General features: G+C 64.0%; 16 protein-coding genes and 1 tRNA gene. 10 read left to right on the top strand and 7 right to left on the bottom strand.

Features of this window, described 5'->3' with window-relative positions:
- Window positions 1-61 precede the first annotated feature (61 nt).
- From FG93_RS33970 to glpK, 6 genes are all read right to left on the bottom strand, one after another.
- Window positions 62-1,147, bottom strand: coding sequence for a hypothetical protein (locus tag FG93_RS33970; protein WP_348270486.1), 1,086 nt, complete (start codon window positions 1,145-1,147; stop codon window positions 62-64).
- A 97-nt stretch (window positions 1,148-1,244) separates the two neighbouring features.
- Window positions 1,245-3,524 carry a DNA methyltransferase gene (locus FG93_RS19795; RefSeq protein ID WP_348270485.1) on the bottom strand — a complete coding sequence of 760 codons (2,280 nt, stop codon included), beginning with the start codon at window positions 3,522-3,524 and terminating at the stop codon, window positions 1,245-1,247.
- A 310-nt stretch (window positions 3,525-3,834) separates the two neighbouring features.
- Window positions 3,835-5,268 carry a hypothetical protein gene (locus FG93_RS32520; RefSeq protein WP_152579523.1) on the bottom strand — a complete coding sequence of 478 codons (1,434 nt, stop codon included), beginning with the start codon at window positions 5,266-5,268 and terminating at the stop codon, window positions 3,835-3,837.
- Window positions 5,269-5,370: 102 nt separating this feature from the next.
- Window positions 5,371-5,823: a DpnI domain-containing protein gene (locus FG93_RS19790; protein WP_043237396.1), complete on the bottom strand. Its 453-nt coding sequence runs from the start codon at window positions 5,821-5,823 to the stop codon at window positions 5,371-5,373.
- Between the two features lie 149 nt (window positions 5,824-5,972).
- Window positions 5,973-6,046, bottom strand: a tRNA-Gln gene (locus FG93_RS19785).
- Between the two features lie 104 nt (window positions 6,047-6,150).
- Window positions 6,151-7,653 (bottom strand): glycerol kinase GlpK, encoded by a 1,503-nt coding sequence (glpK, locus tag FG93_RS19780; protein WP_043237394.1) that lies wholly within the window; start codon window positions 7,651-7,653, stop codon window positions 6,151-6,153.
- A 206-nt stretch (window positions 7,654-7,859) separates the two neighbouring features.
- On the opposite strand from glpK, the gene FG93_RS19775 reads away from it, so the two are divergent.
- Entirely contained in the window at window positions 7,860-8,984 is a 1,125-nt protein-coding gene (locus FG93_RS19775; protein ID WP_244448665.1) for a Ppx/GppA phosphatase family protein, read from the top strand.
- 64 nt (window positions 8,985-9,048) lie between these two features.
- Window positions 9,049-9,765: an RlmE family RNA methyltransferase gene (locus tag FG93_RS19770; RefSeq protein ID WP_043237391.1), complete on the top strand. Its 717-nt coding sequence runs from the start codon at window positions 9,049-9,051 to the stop codon at window positions 9,763-9,765.
- Window positions 9,766-9,838: 73 nt separating this feature from the next.
- On the opposite strand, the gene FG93_RS19765 is transcribed toward FG93_RS19770, so the two are convergent.
- The gene (locus FG93_RS19765) at window positions 9,839-11,278 is read right to left on the bottom strand and encodes a DHA2 family efflux MFS transporter permease subunit (RefSeq protein ID WP_043237389.1); all 1,440 of its coding nucleotides are present in this window, start codon (window positions 11,276-11,278) and stop codon (window positions 9,839-9,841) included.
- 274 nt (window positions 11,279-11,552) lie between these two features.
- Here FG93_RS19765 and guaB point away from each other — a divergent pair, with 274 nt between their 5' ends.
- The 8 genes from guaB (at window position 11,553) to FG93_RS19725 (ending at window position 22,988) form a co-directional block, all read left to right on the top strand.
- Window positions 11,553-13,046: an IMP dehydrogenase gene (gene guaB / locus FG93_RS19760; protein WP_043237431.1), complete on the top strand. Its 1,494-nt coding sequence runs from the start codon at window positions 11,553-11,555 to the stop codon at window positions 13,044-13,046.
- 120 nt (window positions 13,047-13,166) lie between these two features.
- Window positions 13,167-13,577, top strand: coding sequence for an MAPEG family protein (locus FG93_RS19755; RefSeq protein ID WP_043237388.1), 411 nt, complete (start codon window positions 13,167-13,169; stop codon window positions 13,575-13,577).
- Between the two features lie 205 nt (window positions 13,578-13,782).
- Window positions 13,783-15,036: an efflux RND transporter periplasmic adaptor subunit gene (locus FG93_RS19750; RefSeq protein ID WP_052513958.1), complete on the top strand. Its 1,254-nt coding sequence runs from the start codon at window positions 13,783-13,785 to the stop codon at window positions 15,034-15,036.
- Window positions 15,036-18,176, top strand: coding sequence for an efflux RND transporter permease subunit (locus FG93_RS19745; RefSeq protein WP_052513957.1), 3,141 nt, complete (start codon window positions 15,036-15,038; stop codon window positions 18,174-18,176). The genes FG93_RS19750 and FG93_RS19745 overlap by 1 nt, the downstream gene beginning before the upstream one ends.
- A 174-nt stretch (window positions 18,177-18,350) precedes the next feature.
- Entirely contained in the window at window positions 18,351-18,842 is a 492-nt protein-coding gene (locus FG93_RS19740) for a hypothetical protein (protein WP_152579522.1), read from the top strand.
- A gap of 272 nt (window positions 18,843-19,114) precedes the next feature.
- A complete protein-coding gene (locus FG93_RS19735; protein ID WP_043237385.1) occupies window positions 19,115-20,092 on the top strand; it encodes a DUF2865 domain-containing protein in 978 nt (325 codons plus the stop codon).
- A gap of 206 nt (window positions 20,093-20,298) precedes the next feature.
- On the top strand, window positions 20,299-21,312 hold the full coding sequence (locus FG93_RS19730) for an extracellular solute-binding protein (RefSeq protein ID WP_043237383.1): 1,014 nt from the start codon (window positions 20,299-20,301) through the stop codon (window positions 21,310-21,312).
- Entirely contained in the window at window positions 21,309-22,988 is a 1,680-nt protein-coding gene (locus FG93_RS19725) for an iron ABC transporter permease (protein WP_244448664.1), read from the top strand. Before FG93_RS19730 ends, FG93_RS19725 begins: the two co-directional genes overlap by 4 nt.

The raw sequence follows: 22,988 nt of genomic DNA, 5'->3' as shown, positions 1-22,988 counted from the left end.
CCGTTCCCGGAGTGGCGGACTTGGCCCGTCTCCGGCAGAACCATGAACCCATCACCTCGCTTCAAGCCGCACGGCGCAACTGGAAACTCTTCCCGTCGCGAGACGAGGCAAAGCCCATGCGCACCAGAGAAGTGAGGGTCGCCCGGACATGCGGCTCGATGCGCTTGCCCTGCCGGAACCCGGACGCAACGGCGCTCGCATCCACTGTGCCTTGCGTGTTCGCGAGAACCGCCATGATGGTCGCTGTGCGGGCCACTTCGTCGCTCGGGAAGCTGGGCTTCTGCTCTGCTCCAGCCTGCGCCACCAACAGCATCTCGCGCTGCTCCTCCGCAGCCTTCGGCGCGGCTTCCTCGGTGATGCCGGCGCGGACCTTCTGGTAAGCCGGGCGGAGCCAACGGACAACGCCGCGTGGCTCCTCCGTCGCCCGTTCCTTGTTAAGCACGACGAGACGGCCGATCACCTCCTCATCCGGCAAATTCGCAGGCCAGCCATAGGCTTGGAAGACGAGGGCATCGAGTTGGTCGTGCAGCTCTTTCAGGATCAGCACCAGCCCTTCGCCCTTGATCTGCTCCTCATCGGCATTGAGCGCCGTCCCGGCCCGGAGCTTTTCGAGGACGTTGTACATCTGCGTTAGCGTCAGGTGCGGATGCTCTGCCTGCCGGGCCTTGCGATGCGCGTCGAGTTCCTCCGCCACGTGGCGGATTTCTTCTTGGAGCGCGTCGGTGGCATCGGGAAAGGGGAAGGGGTCAAAGACCTTGGACTTCACATATACAGGGTCGTTGCCCATCCCGAGCCAGCCACCAGCCCGCAATGCCCAAGGACAATGCGCTCGCGACGAGAGCACGCCAAGATGGAACGCGTCATCCAGGCCCATGCAGACGATCTTGTTGTCCGGAAGGATCGAAGCATCGAGGAACTGGAAGACCCGATGCTTCGCAGTCTCCACGGTGGCGATATAACGAGGGAGGCCCATCAGAACTGGGCGCAGGTCCGCACGAGGCTCCCCGAATACCCACCAGTTCAAGCGGTAGGTGTCGCGATTGTTGCGGTCTCGTTCGGGTTTCACCCGCGCGAGAAGGTGCTGATAGACCTCAGGGAAGCGAGCCCGGACCTCCTCTGCGGAAAGGCCGAACAGGTCGATGACCATGACGCCGCGAGGCCGGTTCGTCAGATCGCGGCCGTTGCGATAGTGTCGGATGTGCTGCTCCAGCCCCGGACGCTTGTCGAGCCCCAGGGCCTCCGCTTCAGCAGGCGTCACGATGAAACCCGAGCCGTGGAGCTTCACGCCCGGCGAGCAAAGGTAATCGTTGGCCCGTAACGGGGGGGGTGCCTGTCACATCCGCGCCCACTGTCAGGTCAGGATTGATCGTGCCTGCGCGTTCGGCCAACTCGACCACTGGCGTGTCGCTGCCGAGCTCAGCCTCCCGCGTCACCTCGCGCAAAGCGCCCTCATGCGTTCCGGCTGCGGCGACCGTCATGGCGATGCGCACTGCCGCCGCATCCTTTGTCGCCTTGGTCCATGGGTGGTCGGGGATGGCCATGAGGAGCGAGATGGGCTTCTTCGCCTTCAGCCGCGCCGCCATGACGCGGCGGGAAAATTCCTGTGTGATCGAGTTGGTGGTGACGAAGCCGAAGCGCCTGAGCCGTGAGCCCTTGCGGGTCAGCAGCTCCGCCGCCCGGTCCCACCAATACATGACGAAATCGGCGCTCTCGTTGATGTGCGGGTGAGCGTCCCACAAGGCGCGGGCGTAGCCTTCACCCATGCGGCCACGGATGTCCTTGCCGCCGACAAATGGAGGATTGCCAACGATGTAGTCCGCCTCCGGCCAAGCCGGACGGCGTGGGTTCCGGTAGCTGTAGACCTCCACGCGGTTACCGTCCGCGTCGGTGCGCGTTTCCGGCTTGCCGCTCCCATCGAGCACGAGGTCCCTGCCGTCATGGGCCACCACGGCGTCCATCGCCTTGATGGTACGGAAATCCTTTAGGATGGGCTCGGCCGGTGCCCCGCCCTTTGTCCGGAAATGCCATTGCAGGAAGCCGATCCAGACCACGAGTTCGGCGATGGCTGACGCCCTCGGGTTCACCTCCAGACCCAAAAACTGATGCGGGTCGATGGTGTGGCCTTCAAGCGTCAGGGCTTCCTGACCGCCGAGGTCCGCGACCGCCTCCAGCACGTCGCCTTCGAGCCGCTTCATCATCTCCATGGCGACATAGAGGAAGTTGCCGGTGCCGCAGGCCGGGTCCATCACGCGCATCTCACAAAGCCGGGCGTGGAACTTCTGCACCTCGGCAAGCGCCCCCTTGCCGTTCCCGGCCGCGTTCAGGCGCTCGGCCGTCGCGCGGACGTGATCCCATTCCTCGCGCAGCGGTTCCATGATCGTCGCGACCACAAGCCGCTCGACATAGACGCGTGGCGTGTAATGCGCCCCGAGCTTGCGGCGTTCGGCCGGATCGAGCGCCTGTTCCAGCAGGGTGCCGAAGATGGCGGGCTCGACTTCACGCCAGTTCGCCTTCGCCGCTTCCAGCAGCTCGCCGATCTCCTCCTTGGGCAAAGGAAGCACCATCCTGTCCTTGAACAGGTACCCGTTGAAGCGCCTCACGGTGGCTTCGATGGCATAAGCGAAACCGCCCGTGTCCATGGCTTCCCAGAGCTGTCCGACGAGGCGCGGGAAGAGATCAGGGTTGTCCTTGCAGCGTGCCAAGATGGTCTTGAAGCTGTCCCTCGGGATGAGTTCCACGTCCTCCGCGAACATGGTGAACAGGCAGCGCATGAGGAAGAGCGCAATCTGTTCCGGCGCGTGAATGGCACGGCCATCGACGGCGCGGCGCTCTTCGAGAAACTTCGAGACGGCTGCGAGGCGGGCCGCGATGTCGCGTGTGACCTTGGCGGAGCGTTTGGTTGGATCGAGGCTGTGCGGGTCCGTCCAGATCAGCTTCAGGCGGTCGCGGACATTCGGGCTACGCAAGTCCGCGACGGCAACCCGGAAGCCCTGCCGATCCGGGAATTGAGCATAGTTCTTCCCCTGCCCCGAGAAGTCCGCGTAGAACTCCAGAAAGTTGCCAACGTCGCAGACGATCAGGAAGGGCGGCCAACCTTCTGATGGAGGCAGCGCCTTGGCGTAGTCCTCCGCCTGCCGCCGGGCGTTCTGCATCATGATATCCCATGAGCGGCCGGTTCCACCGCGCCCGCGCGGGCTGGCGGCGACAGGGGCATCCGGGAGGAGCACGCCCTGCGCCGGGATGAGTTCCTTGCGGCCGCCTTTCAGCCGGCTCTGCTTGGCCTCCAGAACGAAGCAGCCGCGCTTGTAGAGGTCGATGCGTCCCCGCGCCGTGGAGCCATCCGGCTCGCGAAACGTCACCGCTCGCTCAAAGACATAGGCGTTGAGTTCGGTTTCATGATCGGCGGGTTCAGGAGAGGGGACGCCGATGACGCTGCAAAGCTCAGAAAGGAAGAGCGCATAGTTCGCCCTTTCCTGCCCTCCCGCACCAGCGGTCCAGCGGGCAATGAAATGCTCAATGTCCATGATCGTGGTGCAGCGCCCCTATTCGGCGTGGACGGTAGCGATGGGTTCCGAGGCAGGCAAGTGATGCTGGACATCGCACTCCCCCTAGCGGCGTTGTGGGCGTGGTCTTGGGCGTCCCGATCTCGTTCGCATCTCGTTCACCGATCCATGCGATGCGCGAGCGGGCGTGGAACGCCTTCCGCGATCCGCGTTTCAAGCCCCGCATCAGCATCCGGGCGGCAACCCAGCGCCTCGCCTGACGCCCAGGGCGATTTACGACATGAGGCCCGCTGGCGCAGATCGGCGGGCCTTTTTGTGTGGCGGCATTGTGCTAGTGAATCAGTTCGTCAAAGCGAGCCTGAAGAAGCCGATTGATCGCCGATCTCCGGTTCTGTTCCACAAGGCCAAGCATCTCAACGATATCGCGGTCTTCCAAGACGATAATGTAGCCGCGACCATCGTTCGCGGTGTCGCGGCACCTTTGGATCATTCGAGCCCTGTCATCGATTGAACGGCACAACAAGAAACCCAAAAACCCTCGTTGGTGGCCGAACCTTCCACTCAGTTGATCCAACTCGGGATTGGCGACTTCTTTGGTATAATTTTTGCACTCGACAGCAACACTAATCGCGCGAGCTTGGTTCGATTTGATCATCGAATCAAAGAAGCTGCTCTCTCCTGAATTGGTGAACTTTATGTCGATGCGCTTGCGACCCTGATGGATCTCTTGTTCCTTAACTGGATATATCAGTCCGGGATGAAATAGAAATGTCGTTATTCCGAGTATCACAGAATGATACTCGGACGCTGATGCATTTCCGGGTTGAATAGCGGATAATCGATCGCGCAAAACCTGAGCAAAGGCACGTTCGTCAAAAAATTTCTCGATATCGGTAACGGCCAAGGAGCCTTGAGCTCCCTTTAATGCTTTGTAACTTTCTAGGACTTCAGGGTGCTCTCGAACAAATGTGGCGAGATCATCCTTAATAAAGGGGTGAATCGCCTTCACTGCACTCTTGTATACAGTCCTGCTTCCATCTTTGAATGTATGAACAAGCCCGCTTCCTGATCGCAAATTCTCGGCGCGCAGATACTCAATCATATGGTGATTATAGAATTCTTGACTATCGATCGACATTCCAAATCTGACGCTGAATTTAGGAACCAAAAGTATTGGCCTGTTCCGATATAGCGGAAGCATGAACTGGCGAGCTTCCCATCGGGATGCTTGAATATTCCAAGCAGGTCCGATGCTGTTCACGCGGTGAGTTTCAATGGAATGCAGGTTACATTGGTTAGCTGTGTATTCGGCTAGAAGGCCGCGAAGAACGTTAGTGGTAAGATCTGAAATTGTGTCGGGCCCCACGCCGAATATAAATAGCTCAGCTTCTGAAATGTCGGATAGAATTCCTGTTACAAAAGCACGGCTATTTACTAAGGCGTCTGCAAACTGCCGCGCTTTGTGGTCTCCCACACCCCGACCCTGCGGACGCCCGCTGGACTGCCCAAGGAATGTTTCGTTCGGCTCATGAAGATTTCCGAGCAAATGCATTGCTCGTGGGTGATTGTGCGCCCGCAGCGCTGACATGACTTCATTGAAGAACGATCGGATATGATCTCCACATTTTGACGACCACTCATCGTCGCGAATCTCAATTGCATAAGGATCGAGATAGAGGGGAGTGTCGGTTGTTAGGTCGATATCGACAAAATCCAGCGACGCTTGCTGGTTTGATAGACCGAAAACCGTGCTGAACCGCGCCATAGCTCCCCCAAGCCATATTTCTCTGCGGCAGCAATTGACCTCTGTGCAATCTAATCGTCAAGGATCACGGTTCCTAAACTTTAGATACGCACAAAACCTCTCTTACACTAACCTCACCAAGCTAGAGCCAACATGCCGCAGGTCATAGTGGAACCCGGTCCAGCCGGCGCGCCGCGCGGTCTCTGATAATGGCTTGCGCGGCAGGAACATGCCGGGCTGCTGCAAGTCTGCTGCAAGATAGTAAATCGCGTAGCTAGCCAGATCCTTGGTCGCTAGCACTAGGAATAGAGGAAAATAAATGCCGGCTTGCATCCGTTCGCTCTGCGGGCCCCACGCTGCGCCCATGACGGTTTTTGGAGGGCGCTCGATATTGACTGACGAAGCGGCCTTCACCTGACCTAAGTAGCCGCAGAAATCGCAGATTACGTCCGCGCACTTAAAATTGTTGGGAAGCCGGACAAGCGTCTTCGGTGGACGCTTACACCGGGGGCAGGAGCATTCTCGAACGACTCGCTCTTCTCCGAAACTGCCTAGCAGCTGCCGTGTGGTCGCCAAATCCGCCTCTGCGAGCCAATAGCGAATCTCGCGGCAGTCTGACAATCAATTCGCCGATGAACAAGTCGCGACCTATGTCACGCCAAACTGTTACGGGTGACTGTTACTGCGCTTTTGATTTTCGCTTTTAAATCAACCACTTAGGCAAGTGGCTGGGGGACTAGGATTCGAACCTAGACAACCAGAGTCAGAGTCTGGGGTCCTACCGTTAGACGATCCCCCAACGGCGCTAACGCCCTCGTTGGTGAGGCGCGGTCTAAACAACCTCCGCCCGCATGGCAAGCCCATTGTGAGCAATCTTGTGCATGAAGGCGACAGGGCCGCCTGTCAGCCTGCGCTCAGGGTTCTCTGCACGCTGTCGCGCCAGCCCGCGACCAGCTTTTCGCGCTGGCTTTTCGCCATTCCGGGGGTGAAGCGCCGTTCCAGCCGCCAGAGATCGGCGAAACGATCCGGCTCCGGCAGCAGCCCCGCATCGAGCCCGGCGAGATAGGCGGCTCCCAAGGCCGTCGTTTCCAGCACCTCCGGCCGGTCCACAGGCAAGGCGAGGATGTCGGCCAGCCGCTGCATCGTCCAGTCGGACGCGACCATGCCGCCATCGACGCGCAGCACCGCAGCGCCCTGCCCGGCCTCCGGCCAGTCGGCGCGCATCGCGTCGAGCAGATCGAGCGTCTGGTAACAGACGCTTTCCAGCGTCGCCCGCGCCAGTTCGCGCGGGCCGCTGTTGCGGGTCAGCCCGAAAATGGCGCCGCGCGCCTCGGCGTCCCAATGCGGCGCGCCCAGCCCGACGAAGGCCGGCACCAGATAGACCGCCTGGGCCGGATCGGCGGCTTCGGCGAGCGGCCCGGTCTCGCTTGCGCTTTCGATGATCCCGAGCCCGTCGCGGAGCCATTGCACCGCTGCGCCCGCGACGAAAATCGAGCCTTCCAGCGCATAGGTACGCTCGCCGCCGAGCTGATAGGCGATGGTGCTGAGCAGCCGGTTCCTGGATGCCACCGGCGTCGAACCGGTGTTCAGCAGGGCAAAGCAGCCGGTGCCATAGGTCGACTTCACCATGCCGGGCGTAAAACAGGCCTGGCCGATCGTCGCCGCCTGCTGGTCGCCGGCCATGCCGCGCACCGGGATCGCCGCGCCAAAATGCTCGGGCAGCGTGTCGCCGAACAGGCAAGCGCAATCGCGAACCTCCGGCAGCAATGAGCGGGGAATGTTAAACAGCGCGAGCAGGTCCTCGTCCCAGACGCCGCGCCCGATATCGAACAGCATGGTGCGGGCCGCATTGGTCGCGTCGGTTGCGTGGACGGCTCCCCCCGTGAGCCGCCACAGCAGGAAGCAATCGACCGTGCCGAAGGCGAGTTCGCCGGCTTCGGCCCGCCGGCGCGCTCCGGGTACGTTGTCAAGCAGCCAGGCGATCTTGGTCGCCGAGAAATAGGGATCGATTCGCAGGCCTGTCCGGCTGGAAACCAGCGAATCATGGCCGCCCTCGCTGAGCTCGGCGCAGCGCGCCGCTGTCCGCCGGTCCTGCCAGACGATGGCGCGGTGGATCGCCTGTCCGGTCCGGCGGTCCCAGATCAGCGTCGTCTCGCGCTGGTTGGTGATGCCGATCGCGGCGATATCCGAGGCTGCGAGCCCGCCTTTGCTGACGGCCTCGCGGCAAGTCGTCAGCACGCTCTCCCAAAGATCCTCGGGCTCGTGCTCGACCCAACCCGAGGCCGGAAAATGCTGGGGAAACTCACGCTGCGCCACCGCGACCGCCCGGAGCGCAGCATCAAAAAGGATCGCGCGCGACGAGGTCGTCCCCTGATCGATCGCGAGGATATAGCGTGCTCCGGCCATGGCAGCGACGGTCCTTCCCAGTGGCAGCCCGTCTGATCCGGGCTTTCCCCGAGCTTGGCCGAAGCGTGTCGCCGCAGGCAAGCACTCCACCGACAAATGAACAGCGCACAGGTTCCGCTTGGCATCTTCCTCAGGCTCTTGTTACGCTTCACACGAAGCAAGCGGCCGGAGCGTGCAAACGGCGGCCGACGAGGGGTCAAAACACGGTGACGGTCGAGGACCGCCAGGATCGGGAAATCGCGCTCGCGGTATCCCCAGAGGTGAGTGGCGCCGATCTGCGCCCGATCGGCTCGTCTCCCCTCGGCCCTGCACCCGGCGCGCAAACCTACTACGCGCCCTCGCGCCATCCGGTCACGACCTATGCCGCGCTCGATCTCGGCACCAATAACTGCCGGCTGCTGATCGCCCGTCCGGCGCAGCATGGCTTTCGCGTTGTCGATGCCTTTTCCCGCATCGTGCGCCTGGGCGAAGGCCTGACGGCGAGCGGGCGGCTTGCCGATGCCGCGATGGATCGGGCGGTCGAAGCCCTGAAGATCTGCAAGAGCAAGATGACCCATCGCGGCGTCAGCCGCGCCCGGCTGGTCACGACCGAGGCCTGCCGGGCCGCGGCCAATGGGCTCGACTTCGTCCGCCGGGTCGCGACTGAGGCCGATCTCGAGCTCGAGATCGTCGACCAGCGGACCGAGGCCTCGCTGGCCGTCACGGGTTGCGCGGCGCTGGCCCATCCGACGGCGGAGGGCGTCATCGTCTTCGATATCGGCGGCGGCTCGACCGAGATCGTCTGGATGGGTGGGCGTTCGCAGGCGCGCGACCCGGCCGGGCGCATCCGCGAATGGGCCTCGCTGCCGATGGGCGTCGTCTCGGTCGCCGAGCGCTATGGCGGCGTCGATGTCGGTCGCGAAAAATTCGAGCACATGGTCGCTGATTGCAGCGCTGCCTTGAAGCCATTCGCGACCCGCGCCGCAGCGGCAAAGGATGCCGCCGGCTTCCATCTGCTCGGCACGTCGGGCACCGTCACCACCGTCGCCGGCATCCATCTCGGCCTGCCGCGCTATGACCGGCGCCTGGTCGACGGGCTGTGGATGGACGAGACGGATATCCTCGCCGTCATCGACCGACTGGTCGACATGGACTATGCCGCGCGCTCGGCCAATGCCTGCATCGGCCACGAACGGGCCGATCTCGTGCTTGCCGGCTGTGCGATCTTCGAGGCGATCAGGCGCGCCTTCCCGAGCCGAAAGGTGCGCATCGCCGATCGCGGCCTGCGCGAGGGCATCCTGCTCCGGATGATGCATGAGGATCGTGCCTGGTGGCGCCGCAGGCAGGCATGACGTAAGTCCACGGGAATGATCCCCGTAGCCAAGACCACCACCAAGAGATGAGCACCACCAGGCAATGAGCACCACCAAAGGCGGCACCGGCGCCCGCGATATGCGGGTCAAGGTGAAGAAGGCCGGCAAGCTCAAGCATTCCTCGCAGCTCTGGCTCGAACGCCAGCTCAACGACCCCTATGTCAAGCGGGCGAAGGAGCGCGGCTTTCGGTCGCGCGCGGCGTTCAAGCTCGAGGAGATGGACGACCGCTACAAGTTCCTGAAGACCGGCCAGAAGCTGATCGATCTCGGCTGCGCGCCGGGCGGCTGGTGCCAGGTCGCGGCGCAGCGCATCGGGCTCGAGCGCGGCAAGGGCGCGATCGTCGGCATCGACCTGCTGCATGTCGATCCGATCCCCGGCGTCGATCTCATCGAGATGGATTTCATGGCCGACGAGGCCCCTGCCCTGCTGACCGAGCGGCTCGGCGGCCGGGCCGATGGCGTGATGTCCGACATGGCGGCCAACACCACCGGCCACAAGAAGACCGACCACCTCAAGATCATCGCGCTGGCCGAGGCGGCGCTGGAATTCGCCAACTCGATCCTGGCTCCCGGCGGCTTCTTCCTGGCAAAATTGTTCCAGGGCGGCGAGAGCGCCGAGCTGCTCGCCATGCTCAAGCGCGACTTCACCACCGTGCGCAACGTCAAGCCGGCGGCGAGCCGGGCGGATTCCTCGGAGCTCTACGTGCTGGCCACGGGCTACCGTCGCAAGGAACAGCCGGCAGCGGACGCCGAGGGCTGATCTGTCTCCGCATGCGCCAGGGGGCAAGTCCAGATGACGCCCCCCTGCTCGCCCGGAGTTGCCAGCCGGACGCTCAGTCCAGCGGCTTCTGATCCTCGATCGCCTGGGCCGTCGCCTTGCGCGCGCTGAGCGGCGCGTGACCGGAAACCTCGGCGCCGGCATCGGGGGCAAGCCGCGTCATCCAGAGCGCCGACGAGGCCGAAATCAGCCCGACCAGCACGAAGGCCGGCCAGAAATCATGCGCGCCCAGGGCCTTGCCGCCGTTCAGCATGTTCGCCGCCTCCAGGGCGAAGGCGCCGATCGTGATCCCGAGGCTCAGTGACAATTGCTGCGCCACGCTGGAGAGGCTGGTCGCGCTCGACATGTCCCGGTTCGAGACATCGGCATAGCTCAACGCATTGATGCCGGTGAACTGCAGCGAGCGGAAGCAGCCGCCGATCAGCAGTACGCAGAGCATCAGCCACTGCGGCGTCGTCGGCGTGAACAGCCCGGATGCTGCCAGGAAGGCCGATCCGATCAGCGCATTGAAGATCAGGACGTGGCGGAAGCCGAACCGCGCCAGGATCGTCTTGGCCAGCGTCTTCATGATCATGGCACCGGCGGCCGAAGCGAAGGTGATCAGGCCCGAATGCAGCGCGTCATAGCCAAAGCCGAGCTGAAGCATCAGCGGCAGCAGAAAGGGGATCGCCCCGATGCCGACCCGGAAGATCGAGCCGCCGAGCACGCCGATCCGGTATGTCGGGATCTTGAAGAGCGAGAGGTTCAGGACCGGATGGGCCGTGCGCCGTGCGTGCCAGAGATAGGCCATCAGCGAGGCTATACCCGCCACGACCAAGCCGATCGAAGCCTCGAACGGCACGAGATGGCGCCCGCCGGTCGCAAGCCCGAGCATCAGCGCCGCGAAGCCGAAGGACGACAGCAGGAAGCCACGGACATCGAGGGGGGCCACATCCTCCTCGCGCACATCCTCGAAGAAACGGCTCGCCAGGACGATGCCGATCAGCCCGATCGGGATGTTGATGAAGAAGATCCAGCGCCAGTCGAAATAGGTGGTGATGAAGCCGCCGAGCGGCGGCCCGACCACCGGCCCGACCAGGGCCGGTACCGTGAGATAGGCGAGCGCGCTGACGAGCTGCGATTTCTCGACGCTGCGCAGGATGACCAGCCGACCGACGGGCACCATCATGGCCCCGCCCAGGCCCTGAACGAAGCGTGCGCCGACGAAAGCACCGAGCGAATTCGAGATCGCACACAGGATCGAGCCCAGCATGAAGACACCGAGCGCGGTCCGGAAGATCGTGCGGGCCCCGTAGCGATCGGCCATCCAGCCCGAGATCGGGATGAAAACCGCGAGGCTGACGAGATAGGAGGTCAGCGCCAGCTTGAGCGCGATCGGGTCCTCGCCCAGCGATTGCGCGATCACCGGCAGCGAAGTCGCAATCACCGTGGAATCGGTGTTCTCCATGAACAACGCGCAGGCGACGATCAGGGGCAGGAGCTTGGCGCGTTGCACGGGAAAGAACCTTGCGGCCCGGAGCCGGAATCGGAAAGTTTCGTTCTTTGCCACGCCCGATGTGGCGTGAACACGGCCGTTTCGCCCCGCTTGGGAAGAGACGCCCTGCGCCTGTCGCATGAGTCGCTTTATCGCAGCGCAGCATAAACCGCCTCAATTTCGACGGAGGCCACTAGCGGCAATGCCACACGCATGATATCGGGCCTCGTCAACTCGGTAGCGGGCGCATGTTGTCGCCCACCCTGAAATGCCCCGCATGGGCTTGGAGTTGGCGATGGCAAGCATCAGTGACACCCTCATCCGCGACGGCCTGACCTTCGACGACGTCCTGCTCGAGCCGGGGCCGTCCGACGTGCTGCCGGCCGATGTCAATATCTCGACCAAGCTCACCAAGACGATCTCGCTCAACCTGCCGATCATCGCCTCGGCGATGGACACGGTGACCGAGGCCAAGATGGCGATTGCGATGGCGCAGGCCGGCGGCCTCGGCGTCGTCCACCGCAACCTGGAGGCCGACCAGCAAGCCGCGCAGGTGCGGCTCGTCAAGAAGTTCGAATCGGGCATGGTCGCCAACCCGATCACGATCTTCCCGGACGAGACGCTCGGCGACGCACTCGCCCTGATGCGGCACCATTCGATCTCGGGCATCCCCGTGGTCGAGCGCGGCCCGCAGGGGCACAAGGGCAAGCTCGTCGGCATCCTGACCAATCGCGATGTCCGCTTCGCCGACCGCCCCGAGCAACCCGTTGCCGAGATCATGACCAAGGATCGCCTGATCACGGTGCGCGAAGGCGTCACCCAGGAGGAGGCGCGCCGCCTGCTCCACCAGTTCCGCATCGAGAAGCTGCTGGTCGTCGACGATCATTTTCGCTGCATCGGCCTGATCACCGTCAAGGACATGGAGAAGCAGGTCACCCATCCGCATGCCGCCAAGGACGCGCAGGGTCGTCTCCTGGTTGCTGCCGCGACCACGACAGGAGACCTCGGCTTCGAGCGCTCCGAGCTCCTGATCGACGCCGGTGTCGACATCATCGTGGTCGACACCGCCCATGGCCATTCCGCCAAGGTGCTGGAAGCGGTCACCCGGGTGAAGAAACTCTCCAACACCGTTCAGATCATTGCCGGAAACGTCGCCACTGCGTCCGGTGCGCAGGCCCTCATCGATGCCGGCGCCGACGCGATCAAGGTCGGCATCGGGCCGGGTTCGATCTGCACGACCCGCATCGTCGCCGGCGTCGGCGTGCCGCAGCTCACAGCGGTGATGGATGCAGCTTCGGCGGCAAGCAAGGCGGGCATTCCGGTCATCGCCGATGGCGGCATCAAGTATTCCGGCGATCTCGCCAAGGCGCTCGCTGCCGGAGCCTCCTGCGCCATGGTCGGCTCGCTGCTCGCTGGCACCGACGAAACCCCGGGCGAGACCTTTCTCTATCAGGGGCGTTCCTACAAATCCTATCGCGGCATGGGTTCGGTCGGCGCGATGGCGCGCGGCTCGGCCGACCGCTACTTCCAGCAGGACATCAAGGATGCTCTGAAATTGGTGCCGGAAGGCATCGAGGGCCAGGTCGCCTACAAGGGGCCGGTCTCCGGCGTGCTGCATCAGCTCGCAGGCGGCCTGCGGGCCGCCATGGGCTATGTCGGCGGGCGCGATCTTGCCGACTACCAGTCGAAGGCCCGGTTCATCCGCATCACCAGTGCCGGCCTGCGCGAAAGCCATGTCCACGATGTCACCATCGTGCGCGAGAGCCCGAACTACCCGACGAGGTCTTGAGGCCAAGGCCTCGTCGATGCAATCGTGACGCCTGTCAGCCCTCATCCCGCGAATGTGCCCCAGGCGGCAGCATTCCGGAGTGAGGGCTTTTTTGAATGAACAGCGACAGGCAAGCCGCCCATGACGATCAAACTGGTCTACCCTGCCCTGGCTCAGATCCTCTGGACCTTCGTCGTGCTCGGCATTCTGTTCCAGCGCCGTCGCGTCGCCTTCCGGAACAAGGAGGTCGCGATCGCAGATGTAGCGGTCTCGACCGAGCGCTATCCGGAGAATGCCCGCCTCGCTGCCGCGAACTATGCCAACCAGTTCGAGACGCCGCTCATTTTCTTCGCACTGATCATGCTCGCGATGGAGGTCGGCGCGACCGGTACGGTGATCGTCGCGCTTGCCTGGGGCTTCGTGCTGACGCGCATCGTGCACACCGTGATCCACACTGGCTCCAACCGGGTCCCGCTGCGCGCGGCGGTCTTTGCTCTCGGTGTCGCCTGCCTGTTCTGCATGGCTGTCGGAATTGTCGTCACGCTACTTTGACATGCTCGTGCGGCGTGCAATGTTCGCGGCCGCACGTCCGTAAGATATACTCTGTCACATCCTCGCTACATCGTTAGGCAAACGGCGTTTCGCGCTTGCGCCTGAAACCACCTGTCGGCATGCTAAATGCTTGCGGCTAGGACGGTTTAGGGACGACCGTTCCAAATGGTACAGAGGCTGTCCCCCCTCTGGCGCAAGGTTTCGCATGGCAGTCTTGTCTTTCGGGCGCGTTGTTGTCGTGGCCGCCATTGGCGCGGTCGCGGTTGGCGCAGGTCTGCATTATTCCGGCAGGCCGGTCCCTCCGCCGCTCGATCGCATTCCCTATGGAAAGATCATCCCGCCCTACGCCCAGCCGGCGCAACAGGCCGCAGCCCCGTCATCACGCGCGTCAGGGCAGCAGCGCCCGCCCGTCACCATCGTCACGGCCAAGGCGGAACGCCGCCCGATGCCGGTCAGGCTCGATGCGATCGGCACAGTGCAGACACTCTCGAGCGTCGCGGTGCGCTCGCGCGTCGATACGCAGATCATCGAGGTCGGCTTCCCCGATGGCGGCTATGTGAAGAAGGGCGACGTGCTCTTCCGCCTCGACTCCCGCTTGATGGAAGCGCTGCTGAAGCAGGCCGAAGCCGGCGTCGCCCGCGACAAGGCCTCGCTCGCCTCCGCCGAAGCGGATCTGCGCCGGGCAGAGGAACTCGCCAAGCGGGATTTCGCCACCGACCAGCGCCTCGACACCGCCCGCACCCAGGTCGCGACACTCAGGGCCAGCGTCCGTGGCGGTGAGGCAGCCGTCGATGCCCTCAAGGTCCAGCTGACCTATTACACCATCACCGCCCCGGTTTCGGGCCGGATTGGCGTGGCCGGCCTCAAGGAGGGCAATATCGCCAAGACCGGCGACAACTCGACCACCCTGGTGACAATCAACCAGGTCGATCCGATCTATGTCAGCTTCGCCCTGCCGCAGCGCCACCTGTCCAGCATCCGCGAAGCGATGAATGCCGGCACGGCCGTGGCGGTTGCCACGCAGCACGGCGCGAGCCGCGGCGTCGAAGGCAAGATCGCGGTCATCGACAACCTCGTCGACGCCACGACGGGCACCATCCAGATGCGCGCCATCTTCGACAATCCCGACGAGGCGCTGTGGCCCGGCGCGCTCTGCCAGGTCCGCCTGATCCTGCGGGTCGAGCCCGATGCGCTGACCGTGCCACGCGAGGCCGTCCAGAACGGCCAGAACGGCACCTTCGTCTTCGTGATCGAGGACGGCGTCGCCCGCGCCCGGCCTGTCACCGTCGACCGCACCATCGATGAGCGCGTCGTGCTCGCCTCCGGCCTGAAGGGCGACGAGACGGTCGTCATCGATGGCCAGCTGCTGCTGACCGATGGCGCCCGCGCGGTCGAGCGCAACCGCGGCGGCCAGAAGCCGCCGCCCCACCTGACCTCGCAGCGGGGGAGTGCTGGCTGATGAACCTCCCGGAGGCCTGCATTCGTCGTCCGGTGATGACGACACTCCTGATGGCAACCTTCCTGATCTTCGGGTTGTTCGCCTTCAAACAGCTTCCGGTCGCGGCACTGCCGCGGGTCGACTTCCCGACCATCAATGTCAGTGCCCGCCTGCCGGGCGCGAGCCCCGAATCGATGGCCTCCTCGGTCGCCGCACCGCTGGAGCGCGAATTCGCCTCGATCTCGGGCATCACCTCGATGTCCTCGGTCTCGCAGCTCGGCGCGACCTCGATCACGCTGCAATTCGACCTCAACCGCAATATCGACGGCGCAGCGCTCGACGTGCAGGCAGCGCTGAGCGCCACGGCCCGGCGCCTGCCGCCGGAGCTGCCTTCGCCGCCGAGCTTCAGGAAGGTCAATCCGGCCGACCAGCCGGTGCTGTTCATGGTGCTGACTTCGGCGACGAAGCCGCTCTACGAAGTCCATGAATTCGGCGAGAACATCCTGCAGCAGCAGATCTCGCAATTGCCTGGCGTCGCGCAGGTCAACATCTTCGGTGCGCAGAAATATGCCGTGCGTGTACTGGTCAATCCCGATGCCGTCTCGGCGCGCGGGCTGGCACTCAGCGATGTCCGCAATGCGATCGCCGCCGCCAACTCCAATTCCCCGGTCGGCACGCTCAATGGCGAGAACCAGCGCCTGACGCTCGGCGCCACAGGCCAGATGGAGCGCGCCGCCGAGTACGGCAACCTCATCATCTCGCAGAAGAACGGCGTGCCGATCCGCCTCGAAGACGTGGCGCAGGTTTACGACTCCGTCGAGAACAACCAGACCGGCAGCTGGTTCAACGGGCAACGCTCGATCATGCTGGCGGTCTATCGTCAGTCCGACGCCAACACCGTCGAGGTCGTCGACAGCATCAAGTCCAGGCTCGAGGCCTATCGCGAGCAGCTTCCGGCGGCGATGGAACTCACTGTGCTGAATGACCGCTCGATCCCGATCCGCGAGGCGGTGGAGGATGTCGAGGTCTCGCTGATGATCGCGATCGCGCTCGTGATCATGGTGATCTTCCTGTTCCTGAAGAGCCTTGCCGCGACGCTGATCCCGACGCTCGCCCTGCCGATTTCACTGGTCGGCACCTTCGCGATCATGCACACGCTCGGCTATTCGCTCGACAACATCTCGCTGCTTGCGCTGACGCTCGCGGTCGGCTTCGTCGTCGATGACGCCATCGTCATGCTGGAAAACATCATCCGGCATATCGAGATGGGCAAGAAACCGTTCCAGGCGGCGCTCGACGGCTCGCGGGAAATCGGCTTCACCATTCTCTCGATCACCATCTCGCTCGTCGCCGTCTTCATCCCCGTCTTCTTCATGGGCGGCGTCGTCGGCAAGGTTTTCGTCGAGTTTGCCGGCACGATCTCCGCCGCGATCATCGTCTCGGGCTTCGTCTCCCTGACCCTGACCCCGATGCTCTGCGCCCGCTTCCTCAAGGCACATGACCACCACAAGAAGCCGAACCTGATCGAGCGCGTCTTCGAGGCCGGCTTCCAGGGGATGCTCGGCGCCTATCGCTGGACGCTGGATTACGTGCTGAAGGCACGCATCCTGATGCTGATCTTCACGCTGGCGACGGTCTACATCTCGGCGCAGATGTATATCGACATCCCGAAGGGCTTCTTCCCGACCGAAGACACCGGCCTCCTGCGCGGATCGACCGAGGGCCCGCCCGACACGTCGTTCGAAGCCATGGCGGCGCGCCAGATCCGCATCGCCGAAATCGTCAAGGCCGATCCGGCGGTCGACTATCTGACGTCGAATATCGGCGGCTTCAACGCCACCAATAACGGCTTCATGTTCATCGCGCTCAAGCCCAAGGACCAGCGCGAGAAGGCCGAGGTGGTGATCTCGCGGCTGAGGCGCGCGACCGGCGACGTGCCGGGTATCACCGCGGTGTTCCAGCAGGTCCAGAACATCAACCTCAACGCCGGCCGCTCGTCGCGCGCGCAGTACCTTTATTCACTGCAGGGACCGGACCTGAATGCGCTCTTCACCTATGCTCCGCTGATGCAGCAGCGGCTCGCCCGGCTTCCCCAGCTGCGCGATGCCAATATCGATCTGCAACTGCGCAACCCGCAGCTCTCGATCGACATCGACCGCGAACGCGCCGCAAGCCTCGGCATTTCCAGCGACCAGATCCGGCAGGCGCTCGGCAACGCCTTCGGTTCGCGCCAGATCGCGACGATCTTCACCCCCTCGACCGATTATCAGGTCATCATGGAGGCCAATCGCGCCTATCAGCAGGACCCCGCCGTGCTCTCGCGGCTGCTGCTCAAGGCTGCGAACGGCCTGAACGTGCCGCTGGAAACGGTGGCGACGATCAAGCCCAGCGTCGGCCCGCTCGCGGTGAACCGCATCTCCCAGCAGCCGGCGGTGACGATCTCGTTCAACACGGCGCCGGGCATCTCGCTTGGCGACGCGGTCAACGCCATTCGCGCAGCCGAGCGCGACGTCAATCTGCCGGCCTCGATCGTGACGAGCTTCGCCGGCTCCGCCCAGCTCTTCCAGGATGCGCTGAAGGGCCAGGGCCTGCTGATCTTCGCCGCGATCCTGGTGATCTACATCATCCTCGGCATTCTCTACGAAAGCTTCATCCACCCGATCACGATCCTCTCGGGCCTGCCCTCCGCCGGCCTCGGGGCGCTGCTCGCCCTGCAGTATTTCAACATGGACCTGTCGGTGATCGCGATCATCGGCATCCTCATGTTGGTCGGCATCGTCAAGAAGAATGCGATCATGATGGTCGATTTCGCGATCGAGCGCCGCAAACAGGGCGACGATGCGCTGACCGCCATCCGCGAGGCAGCGCTTGTCCGCTTCCGTCCGATCATGATGACGAGCTTTGCCGCGATCTTTGGCGTGCTTCCCATCGCGCTCGGTGCAGGCGCCGGTGCCGAGCTGCGCCAGCCGCTCGGCATTGCCGTGGTCGGCGGATTGATCGTCTCGCAGTTGCTGACGCTCTACATCACGCCGGTGATCTACTTCTACCTCGACAAGGTCGACACCTGGCTCTCGGGGCGCAGTCGCGGCGAACGCGAGACCGTGCCCACCTCCGCGGTGCCCGTGGCCGTCCCGCAGGCGGTGCGCGGCCCGGACCTCTGAGGGCGGCTCAGAGGCTCCCTCTTATTCATCCCTGCGCCACGAACCTCGGATCTCCCGTGGTTCGTGGTGCATTTCTGCAGAATGCATCAAAGGCAAGCTTGTGCCTTAAAGCGGAGAGAACGGCGGCTTGCATAACGCTGGGGTGAGTGATCCTACCCATAGGCAAAGTCGTCGATGTTCCGCCCAAGAATTGCCATGCCGCTGCCGGGCCATGCCCCGCCCGGAATCCATCCGTCCCGTTCCCGTCGGACCGCTCTGGCACGGTATGGCGCGATGCTGCTGCTCGGATTGGTTATCGGGGCGGGCGGTACAGCCCTGACCGTCTCGCTCGTTCAGGCTGGCGATGACGCCGGCGTTGGTACCGCCGTCGCGGCAGACGGGGAGCGCCGCGTCTCTCTCCTGCGGGATTTCACCCTGCGCCCGGGGGACTCGGTGGTGCTCGATGGCAAGGTGACAACCTTCGAAGGCTCTTCAGCCTGGCCCTACAACCCGAGCATTTCCAGCCGCGAAGGTCAGATGCTGGCTCTGCGCCGCGACATGACGGGGCGGGAAGCGAAGACCGATGACGTAACCGCTATCGAGTTGCGCGGCCGCTTCGAGAGCGGTTCGGGTGATACGGCAACCGTCTCGAACATGCAGCGCATCGTCATCTCGCCCGAAACCTGAGCACCCCCCGCCAAGCATTTTTGGCCGGGCGCGCTGCGTTAAGCATCGTGCCCGCTTTGCATGGGTAAATCCCCGCGCGCCGTTGATGATTAACGAAAAGTAAACTACACCCGAAATGCGGCGGACGAAGAACAAGCGTGAGTGGAGTTGACGCGATGTTTCGTGTCCGTGAGATACCGGGCGGGGAAGACCCGTCCTTGAGCTGCCCTGTCCACGCCGTTTCGCCAAGGCGCAGTATTCTCGGGTCGAGGCCTGCAAGTCGTTTGGCAGCAATGACTGCGCTCGGCATCGTGCTCGGAGCGGGCGGCGCGATCGGTACGATCTCGCTCGTCCAGGCCGGCGACGATGCTGGCGTCCGCGACTTTCAGCTTCAGGAGGCGGCGAACCGTCGCGCCATGCGCGCCCCGCAAGTCGGCACCCATAGTGCCCCCATCGCCTATGCGCCTGCGCGTAGCATCTGGACCCTGCCCCTGGCGCGCAGCGTACCGAACGGGCGCATCGCGCATCCGCCCGTGGTCTTGAACCCCTTCAGATCGGTCGAGCCTCCGCGTCAGGCCCGGCGTCCGGCGACGCAGCACAGCGTTGCACGCCGTGATACCGTCTCCGGCAGTGGAAATGGCGCGCGCACCATCTGCGTGCGTCTCTGCGACGGCTTCCATGCGCCGATCGGCAACTTGAATGCCCAGTCCGACCTGACGGCGCACGACGCGCTTTGCCGCGCCATGAACCCCGGCATCCCGGTCAAGGTCTTCCGCGTTCCGGCCGGTGCCAGCACGATCGACGGCGCCGTTTCCGCAGATGGCAGGACCTATGGATCGCTCCCCGTTGCCTATGGCCACGAGAAATCCTCCGATCCGGCCTGCCGGCCGCCGATCGTCGCCAGCGGCGAGCGCCGCGTCTCGCTGCTGCGCGACATCACGCTTCGCCCCGGCGACAGCGTCGTGCTGGATGGCAAGGTCACGACCTTCATCGGTTCGTCACAGTGGCCCTATGGCCGGCGCGATTTCGTCGATTTCAGGTCGGCGCGGGAGCTCAGCGCCGGCGATCGGCGCGGCATCGACGAGCGGGTGGGCATTTCACGCGTCGAAGCGCAGATGCAGGCGCTGCGCCGCAAGCTGCGCACGCGCGAGGCGTCGCTTCGCGACGAGAGCGTGATGAGCGACGCAATCGAGCTGCGCGGCTCGATCGACCCGCCATCGCGTGGACCCGTCCGCGTGATCGCCGGACCGGCGTTCCGGCTTTTGCCTTAGCTCCACGAACTGGCTGCGCCGAGCCGCGGCCAGTCTCAGGCTTGGGTGCAGAGCTGCCTAATCTTTGAATTAATCTAAAGAGACGGCAATTTAGAATTCATACAAGCAATTGATCTATAACGCTTTCTCGTTGACCGGCATAGTGTCAGGCACTACCGCTCCAGAACCGAATTTGCAGAGCGCGTGCGCGCCCGAAGGAGCGAACCATGATCGACAAAACCCGCCTGTCCCTCATCGCCCTGGCCTCCTGCCTGCTCGCCACCCCGGTCCTGGCCCAGAGCGTCAATCTCTACACGACGCGCGAGCCCGCTCTGCTCAACCCGGCACTCGAGGCCTTCACCAAGGACACCGGCATCAAGGTCAATGCGGTCTTCCTCAAGGACGGCCTGCAGGAGCGCATCAAGGCCGAGGGCGCCAACAGCCCGGCCGACGTGATGTTGGTGGTCGATGTCGGTGAGATCAACGCGGCGGTGGATGCCGGCATCACCCAGCCGGTGAAGTCCGCCCTCGTCGACAAGACCGTGCCGGCGCAGCTGCGCGGCGCGCAGGACAATTGGGTCACGTTGACCAAGCGCGGTCGCGTCGTCGTCGTTTCGAAGGAGCGGGTGAAGCAGGATGCGATCACCTATGAGGACCTCGCCGACCCGAAATGGAAGGGCAAGTTCTGCATCCGCGCCGGTCAGCACCCCTATAACAACGCCTTCTTCGCAGCCTATCTGACCCATCACGGCGCCGAGAAGACCGAGGCCTATCTCAAGGCATTGAAGGCCAACACCGCTCGCAAGCCCGGCGGCGGCGACCGTGACGTTGCGCGCGACATCCTCTCCGGCCAGTGCGACATCGCCCTGATCAACACCTATTATATCGGCCTGATGAGCACGGCGACCAACGAGCAGAAGGGCTGGTTCGAGGCCATCAAGCCGCTGAAGACCACGTTCGCCAATGGCGGCACGCATGTGAATGTCTCGGCTGCCGCGATCGCCAAGCACGCGCCCAACAAGGACAATGCCGTCAAGCTGATCGAGTACATGCTCAGCGAGAAGGCGCAGGTCCTTTACGGCGACGGCAATTTCGAGTTCCCAGTCAATGCCGATGTCAAGGAGAGCGCCATCGTCAAGCTGATCGGCACCGTGACGCCGGACAAGGTCGCCCTGACCGACATTGCCAAGAACCGCAAGGCCGCCGCCGACCTCGTCGACAAGGCCGGCTTCGACAATTGAGCCACCCTGCCAGCGCCGAAACCATGCGACGGCCGCCACGCCTGTGGCGGCCGTCGAGCCGTTTTGTCTGGGCCTCGATCGCAGGCTCCGGACTTGTCGCGCTGCCGGTTCTCGCGCTCGGCCTGACCGCGCTCTCGCCGGCGGCAACGTCGATCTGGCCGCATCTCGTCGCGAATGTCATTCCTGATGCGCTGGCGAACACCGCCATGCTTCTCGTCGGCGTCGGCCTGCTCTGCAGCCTGATCGGCGTCGGCACGGCCTGGCTCGTCACGCAGTACGAGTTTCCCGGCCGCCGCGCCTTCGAATGGCTGCTCGTGCTGCCATTGGCGATCCCGACTTATCTGACCGCCTATATCTACGTCGAGTTCCTAGGCTTCCAGGGCCCGCTGCAAACGGCCCTCCGTGCGCTGACGGGTTATCGCAGCCTGCGTGACTACTGGTTCCCCGACCCGCGCAATCTGGCCGGCGCGATCTTCGTCATGGGGATCGTGCTCTACCCTTACGTCTATCTCAGTGTCCGGGCCCTGTTCGGCCTGCAGAGCGCGACGATCGTCGAGTCGGCACGCACGCTCGGGGCTGCGCGCGGCGCCTTGTTCTGGCGGATTGGCCTGCCCATGGCGCGCCCGGCGCTCGTCGCAGGATTGACCCTGGCGCTGCTGGAAACGCTCAACGACATCGGCGCGACCGAATATCTCGGCGTCCGCTCCCTGACGCTGTCGATCTATACGACCTGGCTCAATCGCGGCTCTCTGGCGGGCGCGGCCCAGATCTCCTGCGTGATGCTTGTGCTGGTCGTCGTCCTGATCGCGACCGAAGCGCGGCTGCGCGGCGAACGCCGCTTCACCCTCTCGGTGCGCCAGCCGCGCGCCGTCGGCCGCCGGCGCCTGTCCGGACGCGCAGCGCTCGCCACCAGCGCTATTTGCGCCTTGCCCCTGCTGTTCGGCGCCCTGCTGCCGATGGGCTTCCTTCTGCAAGAGGTCCTGACGCGCGGCCTGCTGCAACAGTTCGACATGGCCCTGCTGCGCAATCTCTGGAACGCCCTGCTGCTTTCGGCAGGCGCCGCGCTGATCGTGGTGGCGCTCGGCCTTGGCATCGTGGCCGCAGGCCGGCTCGGCCGCGAAACCTGGCTGCCGGCGCTCGCACGCATCGCCTCGCTTGGCTATGCGCTGCCCGGCACGGTCCTCGCGCTTGGACTGCTCGTCCCGCTTGCCGCCTTTGACAATCTTGTCGCCGACACCGTCTCCGCATTGTTCGGCGTCAATCCGGGCCTCATCCTGATCGGCTCGGGTGCGGCTCTCGTGATTGCCTATGTCGTACGCTTCCTGTCGATCGCGATTTCCGGCATCCAGAGCGGTCTCGCCCGGATCTCGCCGAGGATCGACGATGCCGCACGCGCCCTCGGCTCGAGCTCGGGCGAGGTGTTGCGGCAGGTGCACTGGCCGCTCGCTCGTCCTGCGATCGCGGCGGCCGCCTTGCTCGTATTCGTCGACTGCCTGAAGGAGCTGCCCGCGACGCTGCTCCTGCGACCGTTGAACGTCGATACGCTCGCAACGATCGTCTACGGACATGCTTCGCGTGGCATGTTCGAGGACGGGGCGCTGGCGGCGTTGCTGATCGTGATCGCCGGCCTTTATCCTGCCATCATTCTGGCACGAGCGGGTGGCACGAAGCGGTGA

It is taken from the genome of Allobosea sp. LC85 (assembly GCF_000735605.1).
In the GTDB taxonomy this organism is placed as follows: Bacteria; Pseudomonadota; Alphaproteobacteria; order Rhizobiales; family Beijerinckiaceae; genus Allobosea.
The sequence above is the reverse complement of the archived record's forward strand: the minus strand, read 5'-3'. Positions and strand labels throughout refer to the sequence as shown.